The sequence below is a fragment of the Lacisediminimonas sp. genome (assembly GCF_030645335.1).
Classification (GTDB): Bacteria; Pseudomonadota; Gammaproteobacteria; order Burkholderiales; family Burkholderiaceae_D; genus Lacisediminimonas.
In genome coordinates this window covers 1-14350 of record NZ_JAUSNH010000188.1, presented here as the reverse complement: position 1 = coordinate 14350, position 14350 = coordinate 1, and the positions used below count along the sequence as shown (strand labels likewise).

At 60.2% G+C, this 14350-nt stretch carries 12 protein-coding genes and 1 pseudogene; 4 read left to right on the top strand and 9 right to left on the bottom strand.

Annotated elements, in window-relative coordinates; genetic code table 11:
• Nucleotides 1-64 precede the first annotated feature (64 nt).
• From Q7T64_RS13250 to rpmH, 9 genes and pseudogenes are all read right to left on the bottom strand, one after another.
• Nucleotides 65-1573 (bottom strand): IS66 family transposase, encoded by a 1509-nt coding sequence (locus Q7T64_RS13250; protein ID WP_304796471.1) that lies wholly within the window; start codon nt 1571-1573, stop codon nt 65-67.
• A gap of 62 nt (nt 1574-1635) precedes the next feature.
• Entirely contained in the window at nt 1636-1968 is a 333-nt protein-coding gene (tnpB, locus tag Q7T64_RS13245; protein WP_304796465.1) for an IS66 family insertion sequence element accessory protein TnpB, read from the bottom strand.
• The gene (locus Q7T64_RS13240; RefSeq protein ID WP_304796462.1) at nt 1965-2348 is read right to left on the bottom strand and encodes a transposase; all 384 of its coding nucleotides are present in this window, start codon (nt 2346-2348) and stop codon (nt 1965-1967) included. Before Q7T64_RS13240 ends, tnpB begins: the two co-directional genes overlap by 4 nt.
• 77 nt (nt 2349-2425) lie before the next feature.
• A pseudogene (locus Q7T64_RS13235) lies at nt 2426-2527 on the bottom strand (transposase); the annotation flags it as partial.
• Between the two features lie 168 nt (nt 2528-2695).
• Nucleotides 2696-4084 (bottom strand): tRNA uridine-5-carboxymethylaminomethyl(34) synthesis GTPase MnmE, encoded by a 1389-nt coding sequence (mnmE, locus tag Q7T64_RS13230; protein ID WP_304796458.1) that lies wholly within the window; start codon nt 4082-4084, stop codon nt 2696-2698.
• Nucleotides 4085-4211: 127 nt separating this feature from the next.
• Nucleotides 4212-5891 carry a membrane protein insertase YidC gene (yidC, locus tag Q7T64_RS13225; protein ID WP_304796455.1) on the bottom strand — a complete coding sequence of 560 codons (1680 nt, stop codon included), beginning with the start codon at nt 5889-5891 and terminating at the stop codon, nt 4212-4214.
• Nucleotides 5892-5913: 22 nt separating this feature from the next.
• A complete protein-coding gene (gene yidD, locus Q7T64_RS13220) occupies nt 5914-6186 on the bottom strand; it encodes a membrane protein insertion efficiency factor YidD (protein WP_304796451.1) in 273 nt (90 codons plus the stop codon).
• A complete protein-coding gene (rnpA, locus tag Q7T64_RS13215) occupies nt 6183-6632 on the bottom strand; it encodes a ribonuclease P protein component (RefSeq protein ID WP_370653323.1) in 450 nt (149 codons plus the stop codon). The genes yidD and rnpA overlap by 4 nt, the downstream gene beginning before the upstream one ends.
• Nucleotides 6601-6735: a 50S ribosomal protein L34 gene (rpmH, locus tag Q7T64_RS13210; RefSeq protein WP_129166618.1), complete on the bottom strand. Its 135-nt coding sequence runs from the start codon at nt 6733-6735 to the stop codon at nt 6601-6603. Before rpmH ends, rnpA begins: the two co-directional genes overlap by 32 nt.
• A 387-nt stretch (nt 6736-7122) precedes the next feature.
• Between rpmH and dnaA the strand changes: the two genes are divergently transcribed.
• The 4 genes from dnaA to Q7T64_RS13190 form a co-directional block, all read left to right on the top strand.
• The gene (gene dnaA / locus Q7T64_RS13205) at nt 7123-8511 is read left to right on the top strand and encodes a chromosomal replication initiator protein DnaA (protein ID WP_304796444.1); all 1389 of its coding nucleotides are present in this window, start codon (nt 7123-7125) and stop codon (nt 8509-8511) included.
• A 94-nt stretch (nt 8512-8605) separates the two neighbouring features.
• A complete protein-coding gene (dnaN, locus tag Q7T64_RS13200; RefSeq protein WP_304796441.1) occupies nt 8606-9712 on the top strand; it encodes a DNA polymerase III subunit beta in 1107 nt (368 codons plus the stop codon).
• Nucleotides 9713-9902: 190 nt separating this feature from the next.
• Entirely contained in the window at nt 9903-12392 is a 2490-nt protein-coding gene (gyrB, locus tag Q7T64_RS13195; RefSeq protein ID WP_304796437.1) for a DNA topoisomerase (ATP-hydrolyzing) subunit B, read from the top strand.
• Between the two features lie 405 nt (nt 12393-12797).
• A partial coding sequence (locus tag Q7T64_RS13190; RefSeq protein ID WP_304796434.1) for a sensor domain-containing diguanylate cyclase occupies nt 12798-14350 on the top strand: 1553 nt, incomplete at its 3' end.

The following is a 14350-nucleotide window of genomic DNA, read 5'->3' as shown; positions in this document are numbered from 1 at the left end:
GTAAGCGCCCGGCCATCCCATCTTGACGGGAAGCCCAGCTTTCAAGATGTTGTTGTGAAGAGACTTACCGAGCTGGCGCCCAGCAATGCGGCAACAACTCGTCGATACGGCTGGCCGGCTGGGTCGGCAGACGCTCAAGGATGTCTTTCAGATAGGCGTATCCGTCGTGCCCATTCAAACGAGCCGAATGCAGCAAACTCATGATCGCCGCCGCCCGTTGACCGGCGCGCAGGCTCCCCGCAAATAGCCAATTTTTGCGACCGAGGGCGATCGGCCGGATCTGGTTCTCAACCCAGTTGTTGTCGATGGGCAGATCGCCATTGTCGAGGTAGCGCGTCAGCGCCACCCAGCGGCTCAGGCTGTAATCTATGGCACGCGCCGTCGCGCTGCCGTCGGGGATTCGTTCACGTTGTGCCAGCAGCCAGTCGTGCAACAGGTCAGCGGTCGGCCGCCCCTTCTGCTGGCGGATTTGTTGTCGCTGGTCGCAATCCAGATTCTGCACTTCACGCTCGACCTCGTACAGCTTGCCGAACAGCTGCAAGGCTTCGCCGGCGATCTGGCTGCTGTGGTTTGCCCACAGCTCATGGAATTTGCGCCGCGCGTGTGCCATGCATCCCGCCTCGGTCATGCCTTGCCGGAACAAGGCCTTGTAGCCACTGTAATCGTCGCATACCAGCGTGCCACGCCAGTCCCCCAGGAATTGTTCGGCGTGGCGACCGCCCCGACTCTCCGCGAAGTCGAATAGAACCGCCTTCATCGGGTTGAACACCGTGCTGCAATAGCTCCACAGGTAGGCCCGGTGCGTTTTGCCGTTGCCCGGCTTGAGCATCGCTACGGGCGTCTCATCGCCATGCAACACCGGTTGTTTCAGCAATTGCGCCTTGAGCGCATCCACCAGCGGCTGCAATTGCACCCCGCATGTGCCCACCCAATGCGCCAACGTGGAATCCGCTATGGCCAAACCGGCCCGTTCGAAGATGCCGCTTTGCCGGTAGAGCGGAACATGATCGGCATACTTGGCGACCAGTACCTGCGCCAGCAAGCCGGTGGTCGCCATGCCCTTGTCGATGATGTGCGGCGCCACCGGCGCCTGCACCAGCGTCTGGCATTGCTTGCACACCCACTTGCCGCGCACATGGCGCTCCACCGTAAAGACGCCAGGCTGGTAGTCCAGCTTCTCGGCGACGTCTTCACCGATGCGCTTCATCTGGCAACCGCAGCTGCAGGTCGTTGATGCCGGTTCATGCTGCACCTCGCGGCGCGGCAGATCCGCCGGCAGCGGTGCGCGTTTGGGTTGTTGTTTCTCGACTTGGGTGGACGGTGCCGGCTGCCATTGCGCCATCTCGCCTGAGAGCGCAGCCAGGTCGGCCTCTATGGTCTCGAACAGCAGGCGCTGCTGCTCGCCTGTATAGATTTCACTGGTAGCGGCGAACTTGATCCGCTTGAGAACCGCCATCTCGTGGGTGAGCTTGTCGAGCATGGCTTGCCGCACCCGAGCCTCGGCAATCAGACGCGCGGCCAGTTGGCGCACTTGCGTCTCGTCGAGTTTGTCCAGGTCGGGCGTGGCGGCCATCATGGGAGATATGTTGCCATACCGTCATGCTGTTTACAACAGGGAAATCGGCGTGGCCACACCTAAATGAGAGTGATGGTGGCAGCTTCACCGAGGCGTCGCCACGGCAGGCCAATGACCAGTGCATCCAACTGCTCTGGTGCGAGTGAGATGGTGGGATCGCTGCTATCTGACCAGACAAAGCGTCCGCGATGCAGCCGGCGCGCGGCGAGCCAGATGCCCAAGCCGTCATGCACCAGTACCTTGAGGCGATTGGCGCGGCGGTTGGCAAACAGGTAGGCGTGGTGCGGCCGCGCTGCGCCGAATACCTTCACCACGCGCCCCAGGGCGGTGTCCATCCCGGCCCGCATGTCCATGGGCTCCACGGCCATCCATACGGCGTCGATCCGGATCATCGCAGCAGCGCCTTGATCCAGTTGGCGCAGTCGTGCGCGGCTGAGGTGGGCCAGGTGACGGTCATTGAGATCTGCCCTTGGCGCAGATCGATGCGAATGGGTTGCACTGGCTGCATCGTCTGGTGCGTAGGTGCAAGCTGCACGGGCAGGAAGCCCGGCGTAGGCAACGTCGCTTGTTCCTGGCGGCCCACGCGCGCCGCGCGGTCGTGCTCGACGATCCAACGCCGTGCCAGGTTGGCGTTGACTGCGTTGGCCAACGCCACTGCGGCAACCGAGGCGCCGGGCTGTTTGCAAGCAGCGACGACGCTTGCCTTGAATTCGCGGCTATGGCGCCGCCGGGTGCGGCGCTCGATCGGATCTGGGGTCGGGATAGCGTGCATAAGTGTCCACCAAAGTTAGGTGGACACTATCGTCCTCGGACGATCTCAATGATTCAAGATGGGATCGCCGGGCGCTTACTGATCACGTGCTGCCGACATAGATCCGGCACCGCTGTGCCGGATTCGGCTTGCTTCAGGACCGCCATGATCTGGCTGTCCGTGAACCGCGACTTCTTCATTGCAAAACCTCCTCAATACATTGCGAGAAAATTCTTCTTTTGAAGACCGCTTTTTTTGTGGGGGGATTACCGTGTGGAACATGCAAGCTGATAGCGGAAAAAAAGCCCGCATTTACGCGGGCTTAGGAGCAGTTTTGCGGAAGGCTTTAGATTGCGCCGGAAGTCTCGCTATTTTCCGATACAAAACCGGCCGAAGATCACCCCCAGCAAATCATCCGACGAAAACTCGCCGGTGATGCTGTTCAGACGTTCCTGCGCCAGGCGCAACTCCTCGGCGAACAGATCAAGCGCTTCATCGCTGCGCGCCGCCAGTTCGGCTGCCACATCCAGATGCTCCCGCGCCGCCCTCAGGGCGATCAGGTGCCGCTCGCGCGCCAGGTAAATCGACTCACCGGTCTGCTGCCAACCCGCGATGCGCAGCAGTTCGGCGCGCAGCAAATCCAGCCCGACGCCATCCGTCGCTGACAGATAAATGTGGGTTGAATCGGGCAATTGCTCCATTTGCGGCCGATGGCCCGACAGGTCGATCTTGTTCCACAGCCGGATCACCGGCGCGCCGCCCGGCAGCCGTTCGGCGATGGCTTCGTCACCGCGCGTGGGTCCGCGGGTCGCGTCGAGCATGTGCAGGACCACATCCGCATTTTCCACCGCTTGCCAAGTGCGTTCCATGCCGATGCGCTCGACTTCGTCGGCGGCTTCGGATGGATCGCGAATGCCGGCCGTGTCGATGATGTTGACCGGCACACCATCGATCTGGATGGTCTGGCTGACCTTGTCGCGGGTGGTGCCCGCGATCGGCGTGACGATTGCGATGTCAGCGCCGGCCAGCGCATTGAGCAGCGAGGACTTGCCCACATTCGGCTGGCCCGCCAGCACCACATTGATACCGTCGCGCAGCAAGGCGCCCTGCGCGGCCTGGTCGAACACCGTGCCAAGCGCGTCGCGTATTTGCTGCAGCTGGCCGCGTGCGTTGGATTTTTCGAGGAAGTCGATTTCCTCTTCCGGAAAATCAAGCGTTGCTTCGACCAGCATCCGCAACTGGACAACGCGTTCGACCAGGTCGTGGATCGTTTGCGAAAAAGCGCCCGACAAGGATTGTGACGCCGAGCGCGCAGCCGCTTGCGTGGAAGCGTCGATCAGGTCGGCGACCGCCTCCGCCTGCGCCAGGTCCATCTTGTCGTTCAGGAATGCGCGGTGGGTGAACTCGCCGGGCTCGGCCAGTCGCAAGCCAATCTGTTGGCCTGCTTCCAGGCAGCGTTGCAGTAGCATTTGCAACACCACGGTACCGCCGTGCCCCTGCAGTTCCAGTACATCTTCACCGGTATAGGAATGCGGCGCCTGGAAGTAGAGCGCAATGCCACGGTCGATCAGGCTGCCATCGGCCTGGATGAAATCGAGGTAGGTGGCATGGCGCGGCTGCAGGCTCGCGCCAGGGGCGAGGCGGCAGACTGCGGAAATTACTGAAGCCAGGTCTTTGCCGGATACGCGGACTATGCCGATACCGCCGCGGCCCTGTGCTGTGGCAATCGCGGCAATGGGAAGGGAATCATGGAGCATGGCGATATTCTAGACGGGAATCCTTGGCCCTTGCTCGCTGCCGTGCCGTGACGTGGGCAGCGGTTGATGCAAATGCGCAGGGCGAAAAAAAGCCCGCGCCGCAAGAGCGGCGCGGGCTACGGAACAGTTACGCGCGGGCAGCGGCGCTGCGCTCGATGTTCTTCGTGATCACCCATTGCTGCGCAATCGACAGCAAGTTGTTGACCACCCAGTACAGCACCAGGCCGGACGGGAAGAAAAAGAACATCACCGAAAAGATGATCGGCATGAACAACATCACCTTGGCCTGCATAGGATCAGGCGGCGTCGGGTTCAGCTTGGTCTGCACGAACATGGACACGGCCATCACGACCGGCAAGATGTAAAAAGGATCCGGCGTTGCCAAGTCTTTGATCCACCAGATCCACGGCGCATTGCGCATTTCCACGCTGGCCAGCAACACCCAGTACAAGGCAATGAACACCGGAATCTGCACCACGATCGGCAAGCAGCCACCGAGCGGATTGATCTTCTCGGTCTTGTACAGCTCCATCATGGCCTGGTTCATTTTTTGCGGATCGCCCTTGTGGCGTTCGCGGATCTCGGTCATCCGTGGCGTGACCGTCTTCATCTTTGCCATGCTGCGATAACTTGCGGCCGACAAGGGGAAGAACGCCAGCTTGATCAGGATGGTCAGCGCGACAATGGTCCAGCCCCAGTTGTGCAGGTATTTCTGGATCTGCATCATCAGCCAGAAGATCGGCTTGGCGACGATGGTCAGCCAGCCATAGTCTTTCACCAGGTCCAGGCCAGGCGCAATTTTTTCCAGGCGCTCGGTTTCCTGTGGCCCGGAGTAAAGCTGGCTGTCGACCGCAGCGGTGGCGCCGGGCGCAACTGTCCCGACCGGCACGATGGTACCGATCGAATACAGGTTGTTGTCGATTTTCTTGGTGAAGTATTCACGCGGGGTCTTTTCCGACGGCACGAAAGCCGACACGAAGTAGTGCTGGATCATCGCAATCCAGCCGTCGTCAGCCTTGGTCGCGTGCTCGGACTTGCCTTTGGCGATGGTGTCGAAATCCAGCTTCTCGAACTTGTTGACGTCGGTGTAGACGGCCGGTCCGGTGAAGGTGCTGTAGAAGTGCGATTCACCTTCGAGCTTGCCGCCGTCGCGCACCAGTTGCAGGTAAAGCGAGGGCGAAACCGCAGCCGTACCCTGGTTTTGCACGTCATGCCGCACGCCGATCACATAGTCGCCGCGCTTGAACGTGTAGGTCTTGGTCAGCTTGACGCCGCCCTGCTCGGCTTCCAGTACCAACTGGAGTTGATCGGCCGAACCGAGCTGTCGCGTTCCCGGACGCACCGCGAATGGCGTGCGATGGTTGGGGTAAGCGCCGCCGATCAGGCCGGTCTGGCCAAGATACGTGCGGGTCGGGCTGGAGTCGAACAGCACCACGTTTTTGCTGGTGTCGTTGGCGTCCTTGTGCTTGAGCAGTTCCAGGCGCCGGATTTCGCCGCCGATACTGTCGATATCGACCTTCATCAGGTCAGTGGTGATCGTGATCTTTTCGGCGGCCGCAGCGACTGCTGCCGGCGCTGGTGCCGCAGCACCTGGCGGCAATTGCGCCTGTCCGGCTGGCGCGACGCTGCTTGCCTGCGGCACATCGGCTTTCGGGTCGGCTGCTTGCTTTGGCTTGTCGGCGGCTTGCTGCGTAACGGGCGTCGGGAAAAACAGCGACGGTTTGCCGTTGTAGCGCATCCAGTTGTCCCACAGGATCAACAGCGACATCGAGAAAACGACCCAGAGGACAGTACGTTGGATATCCATGGCGTGAGGTTTCAGTTCCTGTTTAGTGTGAAGCGGGTGCGGACTTGCGCGCGCGCGGCGAAGAAGATGAAGCAGGAGAAGAAGGCTCCGGCACCGGATCATACCCGCCTGCGTGCCAGGGGTGGCATTTGCACAGGCGGCGTCCGGACATGGCAAACCCCTTCAATGGCCCGTGACGCCGGATGGCCTCGGAAGCATAGTCGGAGCAGCTCGGATGAAAACGGCAGTTGCGGCCAAGGTAAGGGCTGATGGCCAGCTTGTAAATTCGCAACAGGATCAGCAGCAGCTTGGTCATGGGCTTTTCTCCCCGGTGGCGCGTTGTGATGCCAAAAGAGCCACGATCTGCAAACGCACCTGCTTTTTCAGCACGGCGGTCGCAGCCGGTTCTGCTTTGGTATTGACTGGACCGGAGAGGCGGATGATGCAGTCCAGCGCCGGCAAATCACTCTGGCGGAACACTTCGCGTGCGACCCTTTTTATCAGGTTGCGCGTCACTGCCCGGGGAGCCAGCCGTTTTGCCGCGACCACACCCAAGCGTGCCTGGGACATGTCATTGTGTCGTGCGTACAAGGTGAAATTGCGGGTCTTGAACACCGGCCGGAAACGAAAAGCGGATGAAAATTCATCCGCTTTTAGAATACGCTGCGCGCGCGTGTAAGCCTGTTGATTGGCTGTCACGCCGGCAGGGGCAGCAGGCGCGGCGTCGGGCTTATACGGCCAGACGCTTGCGGCCTTTTGCACGGCGGGCATTGATCACGGCGCGGCCGCCACGGGTTGCCATACGGGCACGGAAACCATGGGTGCGCTTGCGGCGGACAACGGAAGGTTGGTAGGTACGTTTCATTATTGCTCTCGCTTAGTCAGCTGAATTCGGAAAAGGTCTGAAAGGGGTTTGGCACCCGATTCCTGCAAGGCGCCTCTCCGGTTCGCCGTGGGTGCCGCCACCGGTCCGCAAGGGACTTGAGGGGGCTGTAAGTTGTCATGCCGACTACGACATGGAGCAACGACGGACAGCGAACCCGAGATTAGACCCTAGATCAGGCCGGGCTGTCAATCAATTAGCGTTCTGGCCGGTGATCGGGTTCCGTTTGGCAAGCGGCAAAATTCGCCCTTCCTGTGGATAACTTTGCGTCCCCGAGGTAGAATAGCGGCACACAGCAACACCTCCTGCCAGTCCAAAAACACCAACCAAACGGCAGGCTGCAGCACCCTCTCACACCGATACGAATTAATGGAAGATTTTTGGCAGACATGTTCCGCGCAGCTGGAACAGGAGCTGACGCCTCAGCAGTTCAGCGCCTGGATCAAGCCGCTTGCCCCCCTCGATTTCGAGGAGGGCCGGCTGCGCATTGCCGCACCGAACCGTTTCAAGCTTGATTGGGTCAAGACCCAGTTTGCCAGTCGTATTACGGCACTGGCGGCCCAGTATTGGGAGGAGCCGATCGACGTGTTGTTCGTGCTCGACCCGCGCGGCAACAACCGCAAGAGCGCGCCCAACGGCGCGCCGGTCGCCATCAACGGCGCCAACCGTTCGCCGTCCGCCGATGCCGCCCCTGCGCCACGCCACAGCGACGCACCGGAAGAAGATCCGCGGCGCGAACAAAGCCGGATCAATGCTGCCCTGACCTTCGACAGTTTCGTGACCGGCAAGGCCAACCAGCTGGCGCGTGCAGCGGCAATCCAGGTTGCCAATAATCCGGGCAGTTCCTACAACCCGCTGTTTCTTTATGGCGGCGTGGGCCTGGGTAAAACGCACTTGATCCACGCCATCGGCAACCAGGTGCTGGCGGACAACCCGAAGGTTCGCATCCGCTACATCCACGCCGAGCAGTATGTGCGCGACGTAGTGACGGCGTACCAGCGCAAGGGTTTCGACGACTTCAAGCGGTATTACCACTCGCTGGACCTGCTGCTGATCGACGATATCCAGTTTTTTGGCGGCAAGAGCCGCACCCAGGAAGAATTCTTCTATGCATTCGAGGCGCTGATTGCCGCCAAGAAGCAGATCATCATCACCAGCGATACCTATCCGAAGGAAATCACCGGCATGGATGACCGGCTGATTTCCCGCTTCGATTCCGGGCTGACGGTTGCCGTCGAACCGCCCGAACTGGAAATGCGGGTAGCGATCCTGCTGAAAAAAGCGCAGCAGGAAGGCGTGAACCTGTCCGACGATGTCGCGTTTTTTGTCGCCAAGCACCTGCGCTCCAACGTACGCGAACTTGAAGGCGCGCTGCGCAAGATCCTGGCTTACTCGCGCTTCCACGGCAAGGACATCACGATCGATGTCGTGAAAGAGGCGCTGAAAGACTTGCTGTCCGTGCAGAACCGGCAAATATCGGTGGAAAACATCCAGAAGACCGTTGCTGATTTTTTCAACATCAAGGTCGCGGACATGTATTCAAAAAAGCGGCCGGCAAATATCGCGCGGCCGCGCCAGATCGCAATGTATCTCGCCAAGGAACTCACGCAAAAGAGCCTGCCCGAGATTGGCGAGTTGTTTGGCGGCCGCGACCACACCACCGTGCTGCATGCGGTGCGCAAGATTGCAGCCGATCGCGGCAAGAATCCGGAATGCAATCACGAACTGCACGTACTTGAACAGACGTTGAAGGGATAAGGGCCGGGCCTGGCGTTGTGGCCCGGAAAGCAGCAGCAAACACACGCTGCACGGCGTGGGCAGCACATGTCATAACCTCAAACAAGGAACAAACATGCAATTGGTCAAAACCCACAGAGACACGCTTCTGAGGCCACTGCAGATCGTGAGCGGTATTGTCGAGCGTCGGCACACACTGCCGATTCTGGCCAATATCCTCATTCGCAAAGAGGGCGAGCAGGTGTCTTTCCTGTCGACCGACATCGAAGTGCAGATCACGACCAAGGCCGCGGTCGGCAGCGGCGCCGAAGTCGCCGCCACCACGGTTGCTGCCCGCAAGCTGCTCGATATCCTGCGTGCGCTCCCCGAAAACAGCGATGTCACGCTATCGCTGACCAACAAGCGCATGACGGTCCAGTCCGGCAAATCACGCTTTGCGCTGCAGACACTCGCCGCGGAAGACTTTCCGACAGTGGCCGAAGCCGGCAATTACACCGCCACGGTCAGCCTGCCGCAAAAGACCCTGAAGCACCTGTTCAACATGGTGTACTTCTCGATGGCGCAGCAGGACATCCGCTATTACCTGAACGGCTTGCTTCTCGTGGTCACCGGCAAACAGGTGATCGGTGTGGCGACTGACGGCCACCGCCTTGCTTTCTGCCAGGTCGAAGTCGACCAGGAATTGCCGCGCCAGGAAGTGATCATCCCGCGCAAGACCATCATCGAATTGCAGCGCTTGCTCGACGACTCCGACGATCCGGTGCAACTCGACATCGCCACAGGCCAGGTCAAGCTGAGCTTTGGCGACATCGAACTGATCTCCAAGCTGGTCGAGGGCAAATTCCCGGATTACACCCGCGTGGTCCCCAAGGGCTACAAGAACAGCTTCACGATCCGCCGCGATGAATTGCTGCACGCACTGCAACGCACGGCCATCATGACGTCCGACAAGTTCAAGGGCGTGCGCTGCCTGATCGCGCCCGGCAGCCTGAAAATCAGTTCCACCAACGCCGACCAGGAAGAAGCGGTGGTCGAGCTGGAAATCGATTACGGCGGCGACAGCATCGATATCGGCTTTAACGTGACCTACCTGCTCGATGTGCTCAACAACCTCAAGACCGACAACGTGACCGTCTCCCTGGGCGACGCCAACTCCTCGGCCCTGATCACGGTCGCCGACAATGCCGATTTCAAGTATGTCGTGATGCCGATGCGGATCTGATTCTTCGTACCGTGCCCTCTCTGCGGAGAGGGCTGAGTTGAGGGGGCAGCCCGCCCGCTTCGGCGGCGCCATCCTGCCAGGCCCCTCAACTCAGCCACATACGGCCGGCTGTTGCAGTGACCCTTCCTCCTTCCTCGGCGTAAGTGGGTTGTTGCAGTTAAGTACGCCGCCTGTTTTTTTGAAAGTAGCCATGTCAGCGATTCCAGTGGATAACGACCCGCAAAACCCGTACGGCGCTTCTTCCATCCAGATCCTCGAAGGTCTGGAAGCAGTGCGCAAGCGTCCCGGCATGTACATCGGCGACACCTCCGACGGTACCGGCCTGCACCATCTCGTATTCGAGGTGCTCGACAATTCCATCGACGAATCGCTGGCCGGACACTGTACTGAAATCCACGTCACGATCCATTCGGACAATTCGATCTCCGTCACCGACAACGGGCGCGGCATACCGACCGGCATCAAGTGGGACGACAAGCACGAGCCCAAGCGCAGCGCAGCCGAGATCGTCATGACCGAACTGCATGCCGGCGGCAAGTTTGACCAGAATTCCTACAAGGTTTCGGGCGGCTTGCATGGTGTTGGCGTGTCCTGCGTGAACGCCCTTTCCAAGCTGCTGTTGCTGACGGTAAGGCGCGACGGCAAGCAGCACTCCATGGAATTCGTGCGCGGCGTGCCGCAGAACCGTGAACTGCAGATGGTCGACGGCGTGCAAGTGTCGCCGATCAAAGTCACCGGCGAAACCGACAAGCGCGGCACGGAAGTTCACTTCTGGGCCGACGAAACCGTATTCAACAACGTTGAATTTCATTACGACATTCTTGCCAAGCGTATCCGCGAGCTGTCCTTCCTGAATAACGGCGTGCATATCAAGCTGACCGACCAGCGCACCGGCAAGGAAGAAAACTTCGCATTCGAAGGCGGCACCCGCGGCTTCGTCGAATACATCAACAAGGCCAAGAATTCGCTGCATCCGAACATCTTCCAGGCCACCGGCGAGCGCGTATCCGAGCTGGGCACCACCATCGGCGTTGACGTATCGATGCAATGGAACGACGCCTACAACGAACAGGTGCTGTGCTTCACCAACAATATTCCGCAGCGTGACGGCGGCAGCCACCTGACCGGCCTGCGCGCGGCAATGACCCGCGTCATCAACAAATACATTGAAACCAACGACTTGGCCAAGAAAGCCAAGGTGGAAGTCGCCGGTGACGACATGCGCGAGGGCCTGACCTGCGTGCTGTCTGTCAAGGTGCCCGAGCCGAAGTTCAGCTCGCAGACCAAGGACAAGCTGGTGTCGTCGGAAGTGCGTGGCCCGGTCGAAGAGATCGTTGCCAAGACGCTGACCGACTTCCTTGCCGAGCGTCCGAACGACGCCAAGATCATCTGCGGCAAGATCGTCGATGCCGCGCGCGCCCGTGAAGCCGCCCGCAAGGCGCGCGAGCTGACGCGCCGCAAAGGCATCATGGACGGACTGGGCCTGTCGTCCAAGCTGGCGGACTGCCAGGAACGGGACCCATCGAAATGCGAGCTGTACATCGTCGAGGGCGACTCCGCAGGCGGCTCCGCCAAGCAGGGCCGCGACCGCAAGTTCCAGGCCATCCTGCCGCTGCGCGGCAAGGTGCTCAACGTTGAAAAGGCGCGCTTCGAGAAAATGCTCTCGTCCGAGCAGATCACGACCCTGATCGCAACGCTTGGCACCAGCATTGGCGCCGACGAATTCAATATCGAGAAGTTGCGTTACCACCGCATCATCATCATGACCGACGCCGACGTCGACGGCGCCCACATCCGCACGCTGCTGTTGACCCTGCTGTACCGGCAGATGCCCTTGCTGGTCGAGCGTGGCCACGTGTATATCGCACAGCCGCCCTTGTACAAGGTCAAGCATGGCCGCGACGAGCGTTATCTGAAGGATGACGTCGAAGAAGCCAGCTACATGATGCAGATCGCGCTGCAGGATGCGCAGCTGGTACCGCAAGAAAATGCCGCGCCGATCATTGGCGAAGCGCTGGGCGAACTGGTACGCCAGTTCAATACGGCCAACGCGATCATCATGCGGCTGACCCGCGCCATCGACAGTGCGGCCCTGACGGCCATCATGACCGGTGTGACGCTGGACCTCGACACCCGCGAACAGGCGCAGGTCTCGGCCGACAGGCTGGCGGCGGCGATCAACGACCCGAGCGTGAAAGTCCTTGTCCGCAGCGACGAACTGTCCGACAAGTCATCGCTGCGCATCGAGCGCACGCATCATGGCAACATCAAGGTCAGCGTGATCGACGCCGACTTCATCCACGGCCCTGACTATACGGTGTTGTCGGCTGCCGCCGCCACCTTCAAGGGCCTGATTGGCGCTGGCGCGCTGGTGCGCCGCGGCACTGGGGACAAGGTCAAGGAAGTCGCGATTCGTGACTTCCAGGCCGCGATGACCTGGCTGCGCGACGAAGCCGAACGCGGCGTCAGCAAGCAGCGCTACAAGGGCTTGGGTGAAATGAACCCGGCGCAATTGTGGGACACGACGATGGATCCGACCGTGCGGCGTTTGCTGAAGGTGCAGATCGAAGACGCGATTGCAGCGGACCAGATATTCAGCACGCTGATGGGCGACGATGTCGAGCCGCGGCGTGCGTTCATTGAGTTGAACGCGCTGCGGGCGGGGAATATCGACGTTTGAGGTATGCGTAGCGAGACGCAATTATTGGCAATGCCGGCACGATAAATTGGCAACAAGCGGTCGGGCAATATGGTGTGCCATGTTGAGGCTGCGGCCACCGGAAGGGTTCTCCCGTGTTGTATGGCTGTTTGCCCATGCACAGAGATCAATCCGGGTCGCGGGGCAGCGAATCCCGGCGCTTTTCGAGTGGCAAGTTCGGTGGCGCACATAATCGGCAACCGGCCTGGGCCACAATCGCGGCATGACCACTGCCTGCCTCGAGCATGTCGTAACTCCGGACTTCACCGTATTGCTTGTTCTGCCTGTCCAGGCGGGCCGGCGGTCGGGGCCGTACACGGTTCCAACATGCGGGAGCTACGAGCCTGGCACAGGCTGGTCGGTAGCCTTAATCGGGAACTTCGGCGGATGAAATTCCCCACTCACTGGTTTCAGCCCGCGCGGCGGTGGGCAGCTGCTCACGTCGTGGCCCGTGTGCACGTCGCTTCAAAATCCTCACACATGCTGGTCATGCTTGCGGCCGTCGCTGCCGCAACGATACTCGGCGCTGTCTATCACCTGACCCTGCGCTCAGGCATCAATACACTCGCTGTCACGTCTAATATCCGGGCACAAACGGTCGCTGCGACTCTGTTTGTGCCCATCGAGAAGTACAGCGACATACCCAAGATCACAGCCACCCATCCGGTGCCCAGGGCGACGCTGGCCGCTAGCAGCAACCCTGTGCAGGTGCAGGCGGCGAATGATTACCTGGCTGGCCTCAATGACGTGATCGAGTCTGAAGCTATTTTCCTGCTTGATCGACAGGGATTGGCCATCGCCTCGAGCAACTGGAATACATCCTCGAGCTTTGTCGGCAAAAACTATTCCTTTCGTCCCTACTTTCAGGAGGCGATGCAAGGGCAGCCCGGCAAATTCTACGGTCAAGGAATGGTAAGTCACGTTCCCGGTTACTACATTTCCTATCCCGTCATCGAGAACGGCTTGCCGGTCGGTGCCATCGTGGTCAAGACCTCGCTAATCAGCCTCGACAAGAAATGGCAAACCGACCTGGGTTATGAAGTCGCCGTCGCGGATGAGCATGGCATTTATTTTCTCAGTTCCAATCCGGCATGGAAATATCGCCCCTCGTTGGCACTGACCATGCGCCAGATGACGCAGATCGGCGCTGCGCGCCAATATGAAGAGATGCTGCAGCCGCTGAGTATTCTCGTGCGTCGCGAGCTAGATGCGGGCACCCAATGGATAACGGTCATCGACCATGCCGATGGCGCAGCGGAACCTGAAACCAGCTATGTGGTTCACTCGCAGCCGCTGTCTGGTTCGGCTTGGACAGTGAAGGTTTTCATGCGTACGGAGGGGGTGCGTCAGCAAGCTGTCGCGTTCACCGTATTCACCGCTTTTGCTTTGGCGGCGTTGTTGCTTGTGTTCATGTACTGGCGCGAATTGAGACACCGGCTAGCCGAGCGCGAAGCGGCACGGGTAGAGATCGAAAATGCGCACGCCGAACTGGCCCTGCGCCATGCAGAATTGCATAGCATGCACGAAGCGCTGAACCAGAAAGCAATCACCGACCCAGTGGTGGGATGCTTTAACCGCACTTTTTTTCTCGAGCAAGCCAGCCGTCTCGCGGCCAGCGCCCTCCGGCACGACGTGCCACTGTCACTGATCGTGCTCGATATCGACCACTTCAAGCACATCAACGACACATACGGCCACCCGACAGGTGATGCAGTGCTGCGCCGTCTGGTCGAGATCTGCATGCCGGTCATGCGCGAAGCCGACTTGTTCGCCCGGTTTGGCGGCGAAGAATTCATCGTTGCGATGATGCATACCAATGCCCGCGAAGCAATGACGGCAGCCGAGCGTCTGCGGCTGATTATCGAGCGCGAACCCTTCCACCATGAGTCAGACCAAATCGCGGTGACGAGCAGTTTCGGGGTGGCGCAATTCGATCCCGA